This is a genomic window from Niveispirillum sp. FG156 (assembly GCF_057809555.1).
The window spans coordinates 1-18956 of record NZ_JBMDKE010000021.1 but is presented as its reverse complement, the minus strand read 5'-3'; the positions used below and the strand labels follow the sequence as shown (position 1 = coordinate 18956).

The window sequence follows — 18956 nt, the reverse complement described above, 5'->3', positions numbered from 1 at the left end:
GTCCCTGTTGCCAGGGACGGGGCCAGTGATTTCGCGGGGAAGGAATTCAGCCCGCGGGAGGGAGGTTAGAACCGGACGCGGGTACCGACGCGGAAGATGCGGCCGGAGCTGCCATACTGCGTGACTGCCTCCTGACCCTCATAGGCGTAGCGGTCGCTGGTCTGGTTGGTCAGGTTCAGGCCTTCCGCCGTCACCGTGATCAGGTCGGTCAGCTTGTAGCTGATCGACGCATCGATATTGGTGGTCGAACGGCTAAAGACGAAATCGTTGATCAGCGGGCTGTCGCACGCCGTGCCCTGCGTGGCCGGGCTGGTCGGCACCGGTGTTTGCAGGCCGGGAGCACAGGCACCGGCGGCGATGGGATAGGACGTGCTGTAGCCCTTGCGCTGCGCCACCGAGACACGGGCGCGGAAATCGTCCGTTTCATAGTAGAGCGTGGCGTTGAAGGCGTCCGGCGACACGTTCAGGAAGGGTCCCGTCGCGATGGTCGGGGCCACGGTGGCCGTGCCGGGGTCCAGGATGTATTTCAGCTTGCTCTTGATATGGGTGTAGTTGAACTGCGTGCCGAAATCGGACCAGAATTCCGGCAGGAAGGTGAAGTCCATCTGGAAGCTGGCCTCAAAACCGCGCAGCCAGCCGCCGGGTGCGTCGCGATACTGACGGGCTGTGAACTCATATCCGGCATCCAGATAGGCCAGTTGCTGGGCATTGGTGAAACCGGCGCGGATCGCCTGGATACCTTCGTCGTCCAGAAAGTCGGACAGCTTTGCCGAATAGAGCACGGTCTGTGGGAAGCTGCTGATATCCTTGCTAAAGCCAGCGATGGAGATCAGGCCACCCGGCTGGAAATACCATTCGACGCTGGCATCAAAATTATCCGAGCGGAAGGGTTTCAGCTTGGGATTGCCGATGGTCAGCGTGGCGCCCGTCGTGGCGCCGGTATTGGGGATCGACAGGGCCGTGATGGTCGGCGAGAGGTTGCCCAGCAGCGGGCGCGCCATCACCTTGGACGCACCGAAGCGAAGCAGCACATCGTCAATGGGCTCATACACCATGTTCAGTGAGGGCAGGATGTCGGTGTATTTGTTGGAGCCCTTCAGCGGGCGCCCGGCATTGCTGTTGCCAAGGCTGTCGACCTCCGTCACGGCGATGCGGGTGCCGACATTGCCACGGAACGGGTTGCCGAACAGTTCCAGGTCCCAGTCACCCTGCACATAATAGCCGGTATCGCGCTCGGTCACGCTATAACGCTCGCGCCCGCCATTGCGCTTGTTGGTGATGCGCCAGTCGCCCCATTTGTTGACGCAGTTGCAGGTGAAGTCGAACAGATCGTCGAAGGCCTGGATCGACGGCACCACAAAGCTGGTCATCGTTCCGTCCGGCACCTTCAGCCCCTGACCGAAATCGATGACGCGGCTGACACTGGCGGTGGTGACGCCGGCCTCCTTCAGGGTGGGGTTCAGCAGGTCATTGTTGCGTTCATACTGGTCGGTATTGAACGTGAACTCCTTATAGTTCGCGCCAAAGCCCAGGCTGAATTCATCCGCGATCTGCCAATCGAAATCGATCTTGCCCTGCTTGTAGGTGTTCTTCACAAAGCGCTGATAATTGCGGATACCGGAGAAGCCCTTCACGGTTTCCCAATTGGCCGGATCGGCAGCATCGAACCCGAAATCGATCACCGGCATGGAACCGCCGCCGCGTTCGTCATAGACGAACAAGCCCTGGCTATCCATGCGGTTGAATTCCACTAGCAGGCCCTGGCTGACATTGGTCGATTTCGACATGCCGGTAATGATCCGCATGGTGAAATCTTCGCTGAAATCATGATCCAGCTGCAAAGAGCCCTGGTGGAACTTGGTCACATAGTGGCTCTGGTCCGCAGCGGAGCGGAAATCCACATTCCGCAGAACCAGATAGTCAGCCAAGCCGTTGGTTACGTTGGCATCGAGCACGTCGACCGCAGGCCGCCCGATCAACGCACCACGGAAGGCCAGTCGATTGCTGGACGGGATGTAACCCACCGAACTGGGGTTGTTGTAATAGTCGTAGGGGTCGAGATTATAGGGGTTGGTCGAGAAGATGTTGGCGTTGGTGGGCGTGGTGCCGCCGGGCACAACCGCTGCTGCACCCAGGATCGACGCCACCCGCTGACCCGATGCGTTGAAGGCCGTGGTAAAGGCCGGCGTGGAGCCATAAAGCTGCTGGCCGCAATCCTGCGCCGGGACCAGATCACTGCCGGCATTGGGCACGCACAGGCCGGGATACAGCGCGCGGGCCGCAACAGGGGTCAGCGAATTGCTGGCGGTGTTGTAGGTGGCGTTGGTGTTGTTGCGGTTGAGGCCGACGCTGGACACCTGATTGTAGGTGGACAGGTTCTCCAGCCGGGAATAGGCACCGTCGATCGACAGCTTGGTGTCGTCGTTCACCTGCCACTGATAGGCAGCGGTCAGGCCCAGCCGTTCCTGCTTCACATCCTGCTGTTCGATGGAGGCCAGGGCCGGAATGCGGACCAGACTATCGTTGAAGCGACCCGGCGTGTTGTAGGGCGCGCCGGGATAGAGCTTGGCGTAGGCCGCAGGGTCCGAACCGGTCTGATAGGCGATGGCATCGGGATTGGTGATCGCGCTGCCGAAGCTGGTGCCCACCGGAGCGGAGAAGCCGGCCCTTTGGGGATTTTCATCACCCGCCCATTGCGAGCCGCGATAGAGATAGTCGGACTGGCCTGGGCTGCGGCGGAACTGGTCGATTTCGTTCACCGACTTGGAATAGGCACCGGAAATCAGGATGCCCATCGTATTGTCGTTGAACAGGTGGGACAGAAGGCCCGCCGTGCGCGGGTTGATCTTCTTGGAGTTCTGATTGTAGCTGCCTTCCGTCGACAGCGCGTAGGTGTCCTTCTTGTAGTCGAAGGGACGGCCCGTCTGCAGGTCGATGGTGGCGCCCAGGGAGCCTTCATCCGTTTCGGCCGACGGCGACTTCTGCACCTTCAGCGATGAAAACAGCTCGGAAGCAAAAGTTGAATAGTCGAACGAACGCGACCGGTTCGGCGTGGAGCCGGAATCGTTGGAACCGGCGGTCGACAGCGCCTCAAGGCCGTTCAGACGGGTACGGTTGAAATCGCCACCCAGACCACGGACGGTGATCGACCGGCCTTCACCATTGTCACGGTCGATGGACACGCCGGGCAGGCGCTGCAAGCTTTCCGCCAGATTATTGTCGGGGAAGTCGGCAATATCCTCGGCATTGATCGCGTCCACCTGCTCGGTGGAGTTGCGCTTCTCGTTCAGGGCGGAACGCAGCGAGGCGCGGAAACCGGTGACAATGATTTCCTCTAGCTCACCACCGGCGGACCCCGAAGCGGCGGGGGCCGATTGCGCCGAGGCAATGCCGGGCATGATCAGCCCGGCAACAGCCAGGGCCAGGATGGAGCAGCCGCCCAGGCCGCGTGTCAGGTTCTGCTTCACACTCATCTTCCTCTACCTCCCCTTGTCCGACGCTGGTGTTCCCGGTCTGTCATGCCGGTTGCCAGTCGCCCCACATGTTCGATCTGTCGAATGTCACCAGATCGGCTGTCGACAGCAGGCGCCGGCTGCGGCTGGCGCTGCCGCTGCCCGGTCCCTGGCTGCCATACTCGAAAAGTCGCGCTTCGCCGGGTGTCAGCTCCGTACGGGTGCCGTCGCGCGTGTAGCCCATAGAGGTCCAGCCATCGGGATGGATATGCGCGTCCATCCAGCAATCGATGAAGGCACTGGCCCCCAGCAGTTCCATGTTGCCGCCCGCCCGCCATGGACGGCCCAGATACACGGAGCCGTCAGGCAGAGCCTCCTCCCGCGTCAGGCGGCATTGCCGGAAGACGAAGCCCACCGGTTGCGCCTGATGCGTGCTGGGTGCGGCCACGAAGCCCTGTACCCCGTCGCCGGGACGAAGGCGGGAGCGGATTTCGCAGTTGCGGATCAGTGCTGCGGCACCGCCGAAGATGAAATCCACGCTGCCGGCGATCAGGCTTTCTTCCACCAGGGCGCGACCCGACCGCAGATAAAAGCTGTCCTGATGGCCGATAATGGCCACGTCGCGCAGCACTGACCGGTCCGCCCCAGGGCCCAGGGCCAAGGCGACCGCCTGTGCCCCATTGATGCCGTCGGCGCGTAGCGTGTTCGCGACGTAATCGAAATCATTGCGGATGGACAGATGGGCAGCGGCAAAATCAGGCGCCTCAACCGTCACAGCGGAGGACCCATAGGTTCCCCAGTTGCCCTTGTCCGGCCGCTTCATGCCGGCGGCAATGGAATAGGTCAGGATTGTCCGGTCGCGGCCAGCCCCAGTCAGGGTGACACGCGGCCGGGCGATCCGCAGCTTCTCCTCCCAAACGCCGGGGCCAATCGCGATATGCCAAGGCTTTGTCGGGTCATCGGGGGCAGCGGCCAGCGCGTCGGCAACGCTGCGAAAGGCACCGTTACGACCATTCTTCGCCACACGCGCATGGGGCGTGTCAGCGGCGATCACAGGAAGGGGCAGGGACGCAGACAGGGCACCACCGGCCAGGAACAGCCGGCGCGTCATGTCAAAGCGATCCCGTCCGCCATCCGCCGTGGGGCAGGGCGTCAACATGATCAAATTCCAGTTCTAAAGGCGGATAGCGCCCGTACTAGACGGCGGCGGCCTTGGCCCTGGATCGTCGATATGTCTGGTTCATCATCTGCCTCCCCTGGTCTGTTCGACGCCGTTACCGGCGCTCAGGCGTTGTCGCCTTGTTTCAATCACGGTCCATAGGCTGGTCGGATTGATATTATGAAAGAGAAGTTAAATTCCACTGTCACCGGTGTCAATGCTGCTTTTGCGTTAGCGATAACACCGGTAACCATTGAGATTCCGAGGAATGCGGGCGGTCCCCGACCAAAGTCGGGGGGTGGATTAATGCCCATTATTCCTTGGCTGATCTCCCATCAAGCTATGACCACTGACCACCGGTGTCAATGCAAATTTCATGAGTGATAATCTATTTTCACTGATAACTCGGCGTGAGAGAATTCAACCATTGTTCCAGGTTGGTATAGCCGTTGGCACCGACCCTGGAGCCATCTGAAGGATCGTTTGGGTTCAGATGATTGGCGATCTCCCAGGCGTTGGGCATGCCGTCGCCGTCGCTGTCGGTCCAGGGCCGGCCGGGTGCCAGGGCGGGCCAGCCGCCGACCTGTGTCTGGCTATCGATCAGCGAGCCGGTGCGGTCCTTCACACTGGCCACCACATTTCGGTCAATGGCATCGCGGGAAAGGGATGTACCGGCATGGGCCAGGACACGCTGAAAGGCGCTGGGAGCAGGGTCCGGTTTCAGTGGGGCCATGTCCGCCAGCGGCGTGTCACGGCGGATGCCGACCTTGGCATCGACCAGCGACCATGGATCGGTCGGGATGGTGCCATCCATGCTGTTGCCAGCGAAATACAGGCGCGCATTGGGGTTCGCCTCTTCAAAGGCGAGCTGCCCCTGTGAATTCGGGCCTGGAATGTAGGTATTGTCGATGAAATCATAGCTGACGATGGAGGCCTTGCCCCCCTGATCGGCATTATAACCCGACGCCTTTCCACCCCAGTTGTAAAAGACATTGGAATGGAATTGATAGAACGGGCCGATATTGTCCACCGGTGGCATCTGCGTGTTGCCAGGGCGCGGCATGCGGGCGATATGGTGAGCCCAGAGATTATGGTGAAAGGTGATCTTTGCGCCATGGGAACAGCGCAACAAGGTGCCATAACCATGCTGCCCCTTGGCATGCAGCGACTTGTTCAGTGACTGTGCGATGATCGACCATTGCACGGTGATGTCATAGGGGCCGTCGGCCACCTGTTTGTAGGTCGAGCCGATGGACAGGCTTTCATCCACCGACCAACTGGCCGAGACATGGTCCACCATGATGCGCCGACCGCCCGTGATTTCGAACGCATCGCTTTCCACCCCCTGTTCATCGCCCAGACGGACCCGCAGGTAGCGGACAACAACATCGTCGGCATGGATGCGGAACGGCTGCCCACGCAAGGTGATGCCATCGCCGGGTGCCGTCTGCCCGGCGATGGTGACGCGTCCCTGACGGACATTCAGCGGGTTTTTCAAAATGATGGTGCCGCCAATGTCAAAGATGATGGTGCGCGGCCCCGCCGCCTCCACCGCCGCACGCAGCGATCCGGTGCCGCTATCCTCCAGGTTTGTGACCCGCAGGACAGCGCCGCCCCGCCCACCCAGGGAGGTGGCACCCGCCCCCTCGGCACCGGGAAAGGCGGGAATGGTCATGACAAGGGCGGCGGCAAGCAGCAGGGCCGGCATTGTTACAGCGCCTTGAAGGTGAAGTTGGAGAACTTGGCGGTGCCTGTCCCGGCGGAATAAATCCCCGGCCGCAGCATCAGGAAGCCGCCACGCACATTGTGGTGATAGCCCGATACTTCCATGCCACGGTCAAACCGGTTCCAGGTTTTACCGCCATCGGCGCTGAAATCGTAATAGACGATGTGGCGGTCATTGGTGGTGCGCAGCCGCATCTTGCGCCCATGCGGGTTGCCGGGGCGGCCCCGTTCGATACCGTACTGATGCGTCACGAACCGCTTTTCATCGAACCCGACGCCGCAATAAAGCTTCTCATCATAGAAAAGCACCATACCGGCCACGCCGCCCGTCTCGATCTCGATATCGCATTCGAACTGGTACGAGGTGTCGCCGGCGACCAGCAGCAGGGGCGAACTGTCCTTGGGCGCGGTACCACTGGCCACCAGGCGCAAGGTGCCGTTGGCCACGCTGGCGCGCGTGTCCTCGGTCGGGCCGGGTTTGAAGAAGTTCCATTTCGGGCCGATTTGCAGGGTCTTGAAATCGTCCGACAGGGCCATGCCATGCGACCCCTTGTGCCCGCCCTTGGGCGCGGGCAGCGGCTGCGAAAGGTCGCCGCCCGTCATGCGGAACCAGCCATCCGCCGTCCATTCCACCGGGTCCAGCAAGGTCTGCCGGCCCAGCGTCCAGAACCCGTTTTCAAACCCGTGATAGACGGACCACCAGTCGCCCGCCGGCCCCTCCACCAGGGTGGCATGGCCGCGCGACCACCAATATTCGTCATTGCTGACGGTACGGACGATGGGATTGTGGGGGCAATCCTCCCACGGGCCATTGATGGATTTCGACCGCGCGGCGATGACCATATGGCCGGTCGGCGGACCCGCCGTGCCGCCCACGGCGGTGATCATGTAGAAATACTCGCCATGTCGCGTGATCTTTGGCCCTTCTGGCGAAAAGCCTTCGACGATCCAGTCGGACGGGTAACGCCAGGGGTTATAAACCTTCTCCGGTTCCCCTACGGTCGACAGACCATCATCGGTCAGGCGGATACGGCTGCCGCCCGACAGGAACAGCCAGCGCGACCCATCCTCGCCCACGGCATGGCCGGGGTCGATGAAGCCGGAAAGACCCAGATATTTCGGCTCGCTCCACGGGCCTTCGATCTTGTCGGCCCAGATGACATAGGTGCCGGTCGGCGTGCCCTTCACGGGGATATAGAGGAAAAAGCGGCCATTATGCTTGGTCAGTTCCGGTGCCCACACGGAGCCCAGATTCTTGGTCAGTGCCGCCGTCACCGGCTTCCAGTTCAACAAATCCTGCGAATGCCAGATGACCAGACCCGGATAGCTGTCGAAGGTGGAGAAGGTGATGTAATAATCCTTCCCGTCCTTCAGGATCGTGGGATCGGGATGGTCACCGGCAAAAAGCGGGTTCAGGAAACGGCCATCGCCCAGATCGGGCTTGCGTTGGTTGTCCAGGCCGCGCGCCCATTGCGGGCCACCGGGCTTGCCGGGCGGAATGCAGGCCGTGGGCGCGGAAGCGGGCGCAGCAGCCCCGGCGGTGGCGACGGGGCCGGCAGCAAGGCCTGCACCGCCCATCAGGGCGAGACTCAGCGCGTTGCGGCGGGAGATATCGGTCATGTCGTGTTCTCTCTCGTCGGTCGGGTCACGGGATCAGGAAACGGCGAAGGGCGGGCACGGCATCCGCAACCGGGCCCGCGAGCACCAGAGATGCCAAACAGATTGCAAGTTTCTTCATGACCGGCGCCATCCTCACAGGGGGGTGACCGCAAGGGCGGACCCGTTGCGGGTCACGCGCACAGGTTTGCGGGGTTCAAGATCAATCTCCACGACCTGTTTGCCAAGGCGGATGCGATGCCGGCCCGCAACCCGCGCCTCCAGCAGGGCCTGATCCAGCCGGCCACCGGACCAGGACAGATCGACCCGCACAGCGCCCCTGGCGCGCAGGCCGCTGATCGCCCCCTTGGGCCAAGCCGACGGCAGCGCCGGCAGGAGGTGGATCTCGTTCTTTCGGCTGCGCAGCAGCATCTCCGTGATGCCTGCCGTACCGCCGAAATTACCATCGATCTGGAAGGGCGGATGGCTGTCGAACAGATTGGGATAGGTGCGCGTGGGACGCAGCAGCATGCGCAGCACCAGATGCGCCCGTTCCGCATCCCCCAACCGCGCCCACAGGTTCAACCGCCAGCCGATACCCCAGCCGGTGGCTTCATCGCCCCGGATTTCCAGGGATTTGCGGGCCGCCGCCGCCAGTTCCGGCGTGTCGAACACATCGATCTGGCCGCTAGGATAGACAGCATAGAGGTGGGAAACATGGCGGTGATGGATTTCCGGGGCCAGCATGTCCCAGTCTTCCACCCATTCCTGAAGCTGCCCGACCTTGCCGATCTTGTCGGGCGCCAGACGTGCGCGGGTCTTTGCCGCCTGTTCACGGAACTCTGCATCGACGCCCAGGATTTCAGCCGCTTTGATGCAATTGTCGAATAGGTCACGAAGGATCTGCTGATCCATTGCGGGACCGGCGACCAGTGAGGAACCGTGCGGATGCCGGTTTTCAGGCGACAGGGACGGGCTGGTCATCAGATAGCCGCTCTTCGCGTCCTCGACCAGCGTGTCCAGGAAGAACTCCGCCGCACCCTTCATCAGAGGATAGACCTTGGCCAGGAAGTCCAAATCCCGGCCATAATCATAATGATCCCAGAGATGCAGGCAGAGCCAGGCGCCGCCCACCGGCCACATGCCGAACTTCGCACCATCGATCGGGGCGGTGGCCCGCCAAAGATCGGTGTTGTGGTGGGCCATCCAGCCGCGTGCGCCATACATGTCGCGCGCGGTCCGCGCCCCGGTTTCGGCAATGTCGCGGATCAGCGATACCAGCGGTTCCACCAGTTCCGGCAGGGAGGTCGGCTCCGCCGGCCAGTAATTCATCTGCGTATTGATATTGATAGTATATTTGCTGCCCCAACTGGGCTTCAGGCTGTCGTTCCAGATGCCCTGCAGGTTGGCCGGCTGGGTCCCGGGACGGGAAGAGCAGATCAGCAGGTAACGACCGAACTGGTGATAGAGCGCGGCCAGGGCAGGGTCATTTAATTCCGCGCTGTTGCTTACCCGCTCATCAGTGGGCAGGCCGGCTGCGGAACTGGGGCCCAGATCAATGGAAACCCGCCTGAACAGGGCGCGATGCGCGCTCAGATGGGTATCCAGGATCTGTGCGAACGGCTTATCGGCTGCGGCCAGAATCTGCCCCGCCGTGATGGCGTCGGGATCGCCGGAGACATCATCATAACGGCGGAACGACGTGGCAGCAGCCAGCAGCAGGACCACACTTTCCGCCCCGCGAACCATCAGATGGTCGCCGCCGGACTGAACCGTGCCGCCCGACGCGATCGCGCGCACCTGGCAGGTGAAGCGCAGGGCACCGGCCACGCCATGCTGTTCCCCATTGCGACCGCGCAGGAACAGCAGATCGGACGCATCCGCCTTCACTTCCACGCCCTTATGAGGGCTGGAAAGCTTTACATCCACATCAACCCGGCCAGACCCTTGCGCCGACAGGCGCACCACAAGGACCTGATCAACGGGCGAAGCGAAGACTTCCCGCGTATAGAGAGTGTCGCCAATGCGGAAACGCGTTGTGGCAACGGCCCGGTCCAGGTCCAGGTCGCGGCGATACTCCGCCGCGTCTGCCAGACCCGGAAATTCCAGCCAGAGGTCGCCCAATGTCTGATAGGACATCTGCCGGACGGGCTTGCCCATCATCTTTGCATTCACCAGGGCTTCCGCCTCGGCATATTTGCCCTGGGCAATCAGGGACCGCACTTCTGGCAGCGCGGCGCGGGCATCCGGGTTGACCGGGTTGTAGGGCCCGCCCGACCACAATGTGTCTTCATTGAGCTGTAACTGGTCCTTTGCAATCCCGCCGAAGACCATGGCCCCCAGGCGCCCGTTGCCGATAGCCAGTGCCTCGGTCCATACGCTTGCCGGTTTGCGGTACCAGAGTGTCAGGGGGGAGGGCGGTGCCGCTGTCGGCGTTGCTGTCTGCGCATTTGCCAGAATGGGGCAGGCCAAGGTGGTGGCGCCGATGCCCTTCAGGGCCTGTCTGCGGGTCCAAGCTGTCATTTTGCTCTCGTTCTTGTGGTGCGGGTCCAACTGCGCGACAGGGGGAGCCGAAGCGGGCCGATGATCCAGGCGGGAGCTGTGATGGATCAATGAATTGATACCGGTGTCATTGCGATCTTTTTAAAGCGACCCATTGCTTGGTCGCGCAGAAGACCGCCATGCCGGCGAACATCACAATCAACGTGCAGAGATGGTTGAGGGCATCTTGAGCGCCGATTGGTGCTACTTCATCTCCCCGAAACATTATTCGTTATTTATGCTGATAGCGGTACCATATGGCGCGCCTGAGCCTTAGTCAACGGCTGTGTCACGGTGAAATGGCTCCGTTTACCGTTTCTGACGGACGCAATCCTTTGCAAGGAAGCAGAGGGCGTCGAGGCTTCAAAACGCCTTACCACGGATGGGGCAGATGTATAACCAGTCCAAACAATGCAAAGGGGGCGATGCGTTCCGTCGCATCGCCCCCTGCAACATTCCTTTGGATGAGGTCAGATCATCGCTGTAATGCCTCAACTCTCCCGGTCGCAAGGAGAGGCAGGCGTCGCGACCATTGTTCCTGACTTATCCTGCCTTCTTCTTGGCTTCCAACTCATCCAGAAGCGCCTTGCGTGACAGCTTGCCGATCATGGTCTTGGGCAACTCGTCACGGAACTCATACAGCTTGGGCTGTTCGATGGTGGACAGCTTATCCTCCAGGAAGGCCTTCATGTCTTCCTTGGACAGATCACAGCCTTCACGCTTCTTGATATAGGCCTTGACCGTCTGACCCCGGTAGGGGTCCGGCACGCCCAGGACAATGCATTCGGCGACGTTGGGGTGCTGATAGATCGCTTCTTCCACGTTGCGCGGATAGACATTGTAGCCGCCGGCCAGGATCATGTCCTTGATGCGGTCGACGATGAAGATATAGCCATCCTCATCGAAGTAACCGACGTCGCCGGTATGCAGCATGTCGCCATCCAGCGTCTCGGCGGTGGCTTCGGCCTTGTTCCAATAGCCCTTCATCACCTGCGGGCCGATGATGCAGATCTCCCCCCGCTCCCCCTGCGGCACTTCCGTCTTGCGGTCTTCCAGGCTGATGATCTTGATGATGGTACCGGGTACCGGCAGGCCGATGGAGCCGGCGCGGCTGGCATGTGGCGGGTTGATTGTGGCGATGGGGGAGCTTTCGGACAGGCCGTAGCCTTCGACCAGCTTGCAGCCCGACAGTTTCTCAAACTGCGCCTTCACCTCAACCGGCAGCGGCGCGCCACCGGAATTGCACAGTTTGATGGAGGACAGGTCGTAGCGGGCCACGTCCTTGTGATTATTGATGGCGGTGTAGATGGTGGGGACGGCGGGGAACTGCGTCGGCTTCTTCTTGTCGATGGTCTCCATCACCTGGTCCAGTTCGAACCGGGGCAGCAGGATCATCTCCCCACCCTTCATCAGGGTCAGGTTCATCACGCAGGTCATGGCGAAGACATGGAAGAAGGGCAGCACGCCCAGCATGCGCTCTTCCCCGTCCACCGCCTCATAGAACCAGGCGGTGGCCTGGCGGGTGTTGGCCGTGATGTTGTAATGGGTCAGCATTGCGCCTTTTGGCACGCCCGTGGTGCCGCCGGTATATTGCAGCACCGCGATATCGTTCCGGGCGTCGATGGTGACGGGCGTCGGACGCCCGTCATTGGCGGTCAGCGTCTTGAACCACACATGGCGGTCGTCACGAGGGATATCGGCCACCTCCTTGCGCTTGGCAATCGGGAACAGCCAGTTCTTGGGGAAGGGCAGGATGTCGGCCATGGGCACGACAATGACCTTCTGCAGCCGCGTCTGTCCGAACATCTTGGACAGTTTGTCATAGGTGACCTTCAGGTCCAGGCTGACCATGAAGTCGGTTTCGCTGTCATTGATCATGTGAACGATTTCCCGCTCGGCATAGAGCGGGTTGAAATTCACGACGGTACCGCCGGCCTTCAGAACGCCGAAGAAGCAGATCACCGAATAAGGGGTGTTGGGCAGGAACAGCCCGACCTTCTGCCCCTTCTTCAGACCCATCTTCTGCAGGCCAGCGGCGAACCGATCCACCAGAGAGCCGATCTGGGCGTAGGTGTATTTCTTACCCAGGAAGTCGACGCATGGATTGTTGGGGAAGCGCGCGATGGACGCGTCCAGCATGGCGGGCAGGGACTCGGCCGGCAGGTCGATGTCCCACGAAACACCGGCGGGATAGCTCTTCTCCCACAAGAAGGGTTCGCGTGTGGTCATCTTGATGGCGGCTTCGGCCATGTCCGGTCCTCCCGATATGCTCTTGGCGCACTCCAGCGTCGCGCCTTTGATTGACCTATATCGGGAGCCAAAACGCAACCTCAAGCGATTATTCGCGGTGACGTTACGGAAGGTCTGTCGTTTTTTTGCAGGGTGGAAGGAAAGTCCCCCGATTGCGGTTATTCGCCAAGCCGCAGGGCCGGATCGTCCTTGGTTCCTTTCAGTTCATCGACGCCCGCACCCTTCCACAACGGCTCCCCCGTGGCGTAGATGGCGCGGCCGATCATGTGGGCCGCGACAGGGGTGGTCAGCAGCAGGAACAGGATGGCAGCGGCTGCCCGCGCCACGACATCGATGCCGGGAAAAAACAGCGCGACCGACAGCAGGATCAGGCCGCACCCCAGGGTGCCTGCCTTGCTGCTGGCATGCATGCGGGTCAGCACATCGGGCAGGCGCAGCACACCGATGGCGGCGATCAGGCAGAAAATGGCGCCACCCAGCACGATCAGACCGATAAAGGCCTGCCAGAAATCGTTCAGCATCATGCTGTTTTCTCCTCCTTGGCGGCCTTGGATTTTTTGTATGTCGCGGCCTTGTGCTCAATGAAGCGGGCATAGGCGATGGTGCTGAAAAACGCGACCAGAGCCAGGGCGATGGCCGCGTCCAGGAACACGACCTGCCCAACATAAATCGACAACAGCGCGATGAAGGCCACGGCCTGCACGCCGAACAGATCGACGGCCACGATACGGTCGCCGGCCATGGGTCCCAGCACTACACGCGCCAGCGACAGCAGCAACGCCACCAGCATAATGGACATGGCGATGACGATGCAGGTGGAAAGGAACGGGGTCATTCCAGCACCTCGATAATGCGCCGTTCCATGGTCGATTTGATCTCATGACGCAGGGCGTCGGGATCGGAACCGAACATGGCATGGACATAAAGGGTCTTGCGGTCGGGCGCGACGTCCAGCGACAGGGTCCCCGGCGTCAGGGTTACGCAGCATGCGAACAGCTCAATCTCCCAGTCGGACTTCACATCCAGTGGGATGGCGATGACGGCGGGGCAGACCTTCTCGCCCAAGCCCAGCACGCCGCCCGCTACCTTCCAGGCCGATACCACGATTTCCTTCACCATCCAGCCGGTGAAGGCCAGGCCACCCCACAGGCGCAGGAAATACGTCTGTTCGGGATAAAGCGGTCGGGCAATCCATAGGATGATGTGGGAGAGCGTGATGCCCGCGATGAAGCTGCCCAGGCTGAAATTGGACATAATGCCCATCCAGGCCAGCGCCAGCAGGATATTGACGACCATCAGGCTCATGGTGCGGCCCCCGTTTCCAGTGCCCCCAGTTGCGTCGGCTGCGGTGCCGGCGTGGTGCCCAGCACGGCCTGGACATAGGCGCTGGTGTCATACAGGCTTTCGCCCACCTGACCCGCCACGTTGATCAGCCGTTCCGGTTGCAGCCCGATGGAGACGGTGATCAGCGACAGCAGCAGCAGCGGCATCACCAGGGCGTAGGATCGGGCAAAGGGCAGGGTGGACAGGGTATCAGCGGGCGGTTCCACCGGCGCCTTCCACACCATCTCCGCCCAGACACGGCCCACCAGCCAGATGGTCAGCAGGCCCGTCAGCAGCAGCAGCCCCACCATCACATAATGCTGCCCATCCAGCCCGGCCCGCATCAACAGCAGCTTGCCCCAGAACCCCGACAGGGGCGGAAAGCCGGCTAATGATCCCAATGGCACGAACAGCAGCAGGCACAGCCAGGGCGCCGATTTGAAAAGGCCGCCCAGGCGCGCATAATCGGTGCTGCCACCCGCCATGCGGCGGACCAGACCGGCGCCCAGGAACAGGTTCGTCTTCACCACGATGTCATGCACCATGTAGAAGGCCGCTGCCGCCAGGGCCAGCGGGGTGGCGATAGCCAGCCCCATCACCATGCTGCCGATATGGGCCACGACCTGCCAGGACCAAGCGCGGTTCAGGTCGCGCGCAGCCAGCGATCCCAGCACGCCCACGATCATGGTGATGCCCGCCATCACCATCAGGATGCCGTGGGTCCATTCCGTATCGCCGGTAAAGATCAGGGTGAAGACACGGATCAGGGCATAGACGCCGACCTTGGTCAGCAAGCCGGCGAAAATAGCCTGCACCGAAACGGATGGGGTGTGGTAGGTGGCCGGCAGCCAGAAGAAGAAGGGGAACAGCGCCGCCTTCATGCCAAAGGCGATGATGAACAGCACCGCGATGGCGCTGATCACCGGCTGGCTGGGCACGGCGGGTACGCGCACCGACAGGTCGGCCATATTCAGCGTGCCCGTGACGCCATAAAGCAGGGCAACCGCCAGCAGCAGACAGGCGGTTGCCACCATGTTGATGCAGACATATTTGATGGCGGCATCAATCTGTTCGCGCAGGCCGCCCAGCGATAGCAGCACGAAGCTGCTGATCAGCATCACCTCAAACCAGACATAGAGATTGAACAGGTCGCCCGTAACGAAGGCGCCGCAGACACCGGTCATCAGCACCTGAAAGATGGGGTGATGCCCGCCGCGTTCACGCACCGGGTCGATATCCCCCAGCGCATGCAGCGCCACGCAGAACCCCATCAGGGCCGCGATCAGGATCATCAGGGCGGACAGCGGGTCGGCCACCAGGGTGATGCCGAAGGGGGCGGCCCAGGACCCCATCTGCACCACCTGGATGCCTTGATCCAGGACGATGGTCAGCAATGATCCGCCGACAATGACCAGGGCCAGACTGCCCAGCAGCGACAAAGCCCGCTGTGCCACCGGGTATTTCCAGGCCACCATGCACAGGGCGGCGGTGAACATCGGGATCAGGATGGGAGCGGCGGTCAGCCAGGCATTCATGGCGTGTCCTCCGGCTCTGCCACGCGCATGGCACCGGTATCCAGCGTCCCCATCTCTTGATAGGCGCGGTAACCCAGGACAAGGGCGAAGGCCAGCAGGCCGAACCCGATGACGATGGCCGTCAGGATCAAAGCCTGGGGCAGGGGGTTGGCGGCTGCCGGGTCCATCACCTCTGCCCCTTGCGCGATCAAGGGGGCGTGGCCCGTGGTCAGGCGACCCACCGTCAGGATGGCGACATTGATGGCGTTCGACAGCAGGATGACGCCAAACATCACGCGCAGATATTGCCGCGACAGGAACAGATAGACCGCGCCGGCAACCATGCCGCCCACGGTCAGGGCCATGATCACTTCCATCAATCGTCCCCCTCTGCCATGAGGGTTTGGACCATGGCCAGGATCGCGCCCACCACCACCAGATAAACCCCGATATCGAACAGGACCGGCGTGCCCAGCGCACCCAGCCATTGTGCCGTCATATAGGGTTCGCCCGAAAACGCCCCCAGGAAGCCGGGCAGAATGCCGATCAGCAGGCCCGTGCCCAGGATGCTGCGCGGATCGACCTTCAGCATGTCGCGCATGGCCTTCACCCCGAAGGCCAGGGCATGCAGGGCGAAGCCTACGGCACAGATCAGGCCGCCGACAAAGCCACCGCCCGGTTCATTATGGCCCCGCCACAAGATGAAAACGCTGAACAGCAGCATGAGGGGCAGCAGCAGCCGAACACCGGTGCGCAGGATCAGACTGTCCATTATGACCGGCCCCTCTTTCCCATCCGGGCCCGCAGCAGGGCGAAGACGCCCAGGCCCGCGCTGGCGATCACGGTGATCTCACCCAGCGTATCGAAGCCACGGAAATCGACCAGGATGACATTGACGATGTTGCGGCCATGCGCCTCCAGCAGCGAGGTGTCGCCAAAGAAGCGCGACAGATCCAGCGCCAGCGGTTGGTCCAGCACGGCCAGCATGATGGCGCTGACCACCCCGCCCAGGCCCAGGGCCAGTATGGCATGGAAAAGTTTGGCCGCCCTTGTCCGGTCCGATCCCGGCGGCAGCATCGGCAGCTTCGCCATGATCAGCACCAGGATGATGGCCGACAAAGTTTCCACCATCAGCTGGGTGATGCCGACATCGGGCGCCCCGAACAGCAGGAAGAACAAGGCGACCGACATGCCCGTGATGGCCAGCGACAGGATCGCCTCCATACGTGACCGCGCCCGGATGGCCCCGACGGTGCCGCCCAGCATCAACAGGGCCAGCGATCCGCCCAGCGCATCCTCAACCTCCAGGCTGATGCCCGGCCAGACCAGCCCGCCGCGCGCGGCCAGGGTCGCACCCAACAGAACCAGGATACCGGTGAAGATCCAGGCGAGGTACCGGTGCAGCATCCCGTCCTGCAACCAGCCGGTCACCTGCCGTGCCAGGCGGTCCAGCAAGGCAAGCAGGCAGTCCCAGGCGCGGTCATGATCGATCCGGGTGGCCTGCTGTATCCTGGACAGGGCGTTCTTCACAGCCGGTAGACCCGCGTAAATCCCCACGCCCAGCGCGACCGTCAGGGCGGAAAGGCCCAGTGCGGGCGTGAACCCATGCCAGAGATGCAGTTCCAGGCCCAGCGGCGTGCCCCGCACCGCACCGGCGGCAGCACCCAGCAACCCCTGCGGCAGCCCGACCCACAGGCCGAACAGCAGCGACAGGCCCGCCAGGATGCCGGGTCCGGCCAGAAGTGCCGGCCCCCCTTCATGCGCATGCGCGGCGGCCTTTGTCGGAGACCCCAGGAACGGCTTCAGAAAAATCGTTGCCGCTGCTGCCACCATTGCGGCATTGGCCAGCAGCAGGGCGGCCAGTGCCAGATAGTGACCGTTGCGGAAAATATCGTCGTAGATCAGTTCCTTGGCGACAAACCCCAGCAATGGGGGCAGCCCCGCCATCGACAGGGCGGCCACGGCAATGAACAGGCCCGTGGCCGGCATCTTGCCCCAAAGCCCCCCTAACTCACCAACCTCGCGCGTGCCGCTGCCATGGTCCACGGAGCCGGCACCCATGAACAGCGCGCCCTTGTAAAGGGAATGGGCCAGCAGAAACCCGGCGAAGGCCTTCAAGGCGCCGTCGCTGCCGATACCGATCAGCAGCACCAGAACGCCCAGCGCCATGAGCGTGGTATAGGCCAGAATCTTCTTCAGATCGGTGGAGCGCAGGGCCATGGCCGAGCCCCACAGGGCCGTGACGCCACCGGCAATGGTCAAGGCCCAGAACCAGGCCTCCGTCCCGCCCAGCGTGGGGTTCAGCCGGGCCAGCAGGTAGACGCCGGCCTTCACCATGGTGGCGGAATGCAGATAGGCGCTGACCGGGGTCGGTGCGTCCATGGCGTTGGGCAGCCAGAAATGGAACGGGACCTGCGCCGACTTGGTAAAGGCGGCCAGTAGCAGCAGGACCAGCATGGCGAGATAGAGCGAATTGGTGCGCAGATCGGTGCCCGAGGCGGCAATGGCCGACAGGGTCCATTCCCCCGACGCCATACCCATCAGGACAAGTCCAGCCAGCAAGGCCATGCCGCCGCCGCCAGTGACCAGCAGCGCCTGGATGGCCGACCGCCGCGACCGGGCATCCTCATGATTGAAGCCGATCAGCATGAAGCTGGTGATGCTGGTCAATTCCCAGAACACAAACAGGCTGATCAGATCATCTGCCGTGACCAGTCCCAGCATCGCGGCCATGAAGGCCAGGATGAACAGGTGGAACCGCCCCTCACGCGGATGACCGCGCAGATAGCCGCCGGAATAGATGACGATGAAGGCGCCGATCCCGCAGATCAACAGGGCGAACAGCAGCGACAGCCCGTCCAGCCGGAAGGACAGCGCGACGCCCAGCGATGGCGCCCAACGGGTGGTTTCCAGAACGTGCACGCCCGCCGCCACGCCCGGAACCTGTGTCGCGAACCAAAGGGCGGCGGACAGCGGCACCAAGGCCAGCAACCAGTGTGACAGGGCGGGCAACACCCGATTGAGGGTGGGGGCGATGGCCGCGGCCAGGATGATGGCAAGGATGGCTGTCAATATCACGCGGCAGTCCGCCTTTCCGCTCCAATAGTCTCGGGCAATATAAGGATTGGCGGGTGCTGTTCAACCATAACCGGTCCAAATTCCGGCGCCAGCGATGGGAAACATCAACGGCGCCGGAATTAGAGCGTGATGAGATTAGGTTTGTTTGTACCCTGCATTTGTAAGATAATTTGAGCATTCGTCGGGTTTGATGGTTTGGAGGATTTTGCCGATGGCGTCGCAGACGGCATCGGCGGATCGTTCCTGAGCATTTCGCAAGTGGTGTTTGAGCTTGGCAAAGAACTGCTCGATCGGGTTCAGGTCTGGGGAATATTTCGG

The 18956-nt window shown here is 62.1% G+C and carries 14 protein-coding genes; all 14 read right to left on the bottom strand.

The features are described 5' to 3' along the window. Nucleotides 1-65: 65 nt before the first annotated feature. Complete coding sequence (locus ACODSP_RS14640) at nucleotides 66-3473, bottom strand: TonB-dependent receptor (protein ID WP_488966302.1); 3408 nt, start codon at nucleotides 3471-3473, stop codon at nucleotides 66-68. Between the two features lie 43 nt (nucleotides 3474-3516). Further along, a complete protein-coding gene (locus ACODSP_RS14635; protein ID WP_488966301.1) occupies nucleotides 3517-4611 on the bottom strand; it encodes a pectinesterase family protein in 1095 nt (364 codons plus the stop codon). Between the two features lie 394 nt (nucleotides 4612-5005). Beyond that, a complete protein-coding gene (locus ACODSP_RS14630; RefSeq protein WP_488966300.1) occupies nucleotides 5006-6319 on the bottom strand; it encodes a hypothetical protein in 1314 nt (437 codons plus the stop codon). Between the two features lie 2 nt (nucleotides 6320-6321). Next, entirely contained in the window at nucleotides 6322-7956 is a 1635-nt protein-coding gene (locus tag ACODSP_RS14625; RefSeq protein ID WP_488966299.1) for a family 43 glycosylhydrolase, read from the bottom strand. Between the two features lie 132 nt (nucleotides 7957-8088). Continuing rightward, nucleotides 8089-10455 carry a glycoside hydrolase family 95 protein gene (locus tag ACODSP_RS14620; protein WP_488966298.1) on the bottom strand — a complete coding sequence of 789 codons (2367 nt, stop codon included), beginning with the start codon at nucleotides 10453-10455 and terminating at the stop codon, nucleotides 8089-8091. 561 nt (nucleotides 10456-11016) lie between these two features. Next, entirely contained in the window at nucleotides 11017-12723 is a 1707-nt protein-coding gene (locus ACODSP_RS14615; RefSeq protein WP_488966297.1) for a long-chain-fatty-acid--CoA ligase, read from the bottom strand. A 158-nt stretch (nucleotides 12724-12881) separates the two neighbouring features. Next, complete coding sequence (gene mnhG, locus ACODSP_RS14610) at nucleotides 12882-13247, bottom strand: monovalent cation/H(+) antiporter subunit G (protein WP_245924249.1); 366 nt, start codon at nucleotides 13245-13247, stop codon at nucleotides 12882-12884. After that, nucleotides 13244-13558 carry an MrpF/PhaF family protein gene (locus ACODSP_RS14605; RefSeq protein WP_488966296.1) on the bottom strand — a complete coding sequence of 105 codons (315 nt, stop codon included), beginning with the start codon at nucleotides 13556-13558 and terminating at the stop codon, nucleotides 13244-13246. Before ACODSP_RS14605 ends, mnhG begins: the two co-directional genes overlap by 4 nt. After that, nucleotides 13555-14028: a Na+/H+ antiporter subunit E gene (locus ACODSP_RS14600; protein ID WP_082372506.1), complete on the bottom strand. Its 474-nt coding sequence runs from the start codon at nucleotides 14026-14028 to the stop codon at nucleotides 13555-13557. Before ACODSP_RS14600 ends, ACODSP_RS14605 begins: the two co-directional genes overlap by 4 nt. Then, the gene (locus ACODSP_RS14595; protein WP_488966295.1) at nucleotides 14025-15581 is read right to left on the bottom strand and encodes a proton-conducting transporter transmembrane domain-containing protein; all 1557 of its coding nucleotides are present in this window, start codon (nucleotides 15579-15581) and stop codon (nucleotides 14025-14027) included. The genes ACODSP_RS14600 and ACODSP_RS14595 overlap by 4 nt, the downstream gene beginning before the upstream one ends. Further along, on the bottom strand, nucleotides 15578-15937 hold the full coding sequence (locus tag ACODSP_RS14590; RefSeq protein ID WP_488966294.1) for a Na+/H+ antiporter subunit C: 360 nt from the start codon (nucleotides 15935-15937) through the stop codon (nucleotides 15578-15580). Before ACODSP_RS14590 ends, ACODSP_RS14595 begins: the two co-directional genes overlap by 4 nt. Beyond that, entirely contained in the window at nucleotides 15937-16332 is a 396-nt protein-coding gene (locus ACODSP_RS14585; RefSeq protein WP_488966293.1) for a Na+/H+ antiporter subunit B, read from the bottom strand. Before ACODSP_RS14585 ends, ACODSP_RS14590 begins: the two co-directional genes overlap by 1 nt. Beyond that, the gene (locus ACODSP_RS14580; protein ID WP_488966292.1) at nucleotides 16332-18638 is read right to left on the bottom strand and encodes a putative monovalent cation/H+ antiporter subunit A; all 2307 of its coding nucleotides are present in this window, start codon (nucleotides 18636-18638) and stop codon (nucleotides 16332-16334) included. The genes ACODSP_RS14585 and ACODSP_RS14580 overlap by 1 nt, the downstream gene beginning before the upstream one ends. 135 nt (nucleotides 18639-18773) lie before the next feature. Further along, a partial coding sequence (locus ACODSP_RS14575; protein ID WP_488966291.1) for a transposase occupies nucleotides 18774-18956 on the bottom strand: 183 nt, incomplete at its 5' end.

Bases quoted from the DNA above. Each gene is read 5' to 3' on its own strand.
- ACODSP_RS14590 (WP_488966294.1), bottom strand. From the start codon at position 15,937: ATGGAAGTGATCATGGCCCTGACCGTGGGCGGCATGGTTGCCGGCGCG.
- ACODSP_RS14595 (WP_488966295.1), bottom strand. From the start codon at position 15,581: ATGAATGCCTGGCTGACCGCCGCTCCCATCCTGATCCCGATGTTCACC.
- ACODSP_RS14615 (WP_488966297.1), bottom strand. From the start codon at position 12,723: ATGGCCGAAGCCGCCATCAAGATGACCACACGCGAACCCTTCTTGTGG.
- ACODSP_RS14640 (WP_488966302.1), bottom strand. From the start codon at position 3,473: ATGAGTGTGAAGCAGAACCTGACACGCGGCCTGGGCGGCTGCTCCATC.
- ACODSP_RS14635 (WP_488966301.1), bottom strand. From the start codon at position 4,611: ATGTTGACGCCCTGCCCCACGGCGGATGGCGGACGGGATCGCTTTGAC.
- ACODSP_RS14585 (WP_488966293.1), bottom strand. From the start codon at position 16,332: ATGGACAGTCTGATCCTGCGCACCGGTGTTCGGCTGCTGCTGCCCCTC.
- ACODSP_RS14625 (WP_488966299.1), bottom strand. From the start codon at position 7,956: ATGACCGATATCTCCCGCCGCAACGCGCTGAGTCTCGCCCTGATGGGC.
- mnhG (WP_245924249.1), bottom strand. From the start codon at position 13,247: ATGATGCTGAACGATTTCTGGCAGGCCTTTATCGGTCTGATCGTGCTG.
- ACODSP_RS14630 (WP_488966300.1), bottom strand. From the start codon at position 6,319: ATGCCGGCCCTGCTGCTTGCCGCCGCCCTTGTCATGACCATTCCCGCC.
- ACODSP_RS14605 (WP_488966296.1), bottom strand. From the start codon at position 13,558: ATGACCCCGTTCCTTTCCACCTGCATCGTCATCGCCATGTCCATTATG.
- ACODSP_RS14620 (WP_488966298.1), bottom strand. From the start codon at position 10,455: ATGACAGCTTGGACCCGCAGACAGGCCCTGAAGGGCATCGGCGCCACC.
- ACODSP_RS14600 (WP_082372506.1), bottom strand. From the start codon at position 14,028: ATGAGCCTGATGGTCGTCAATATCCTGCTGGCGCTGGCCTGGATGGGC.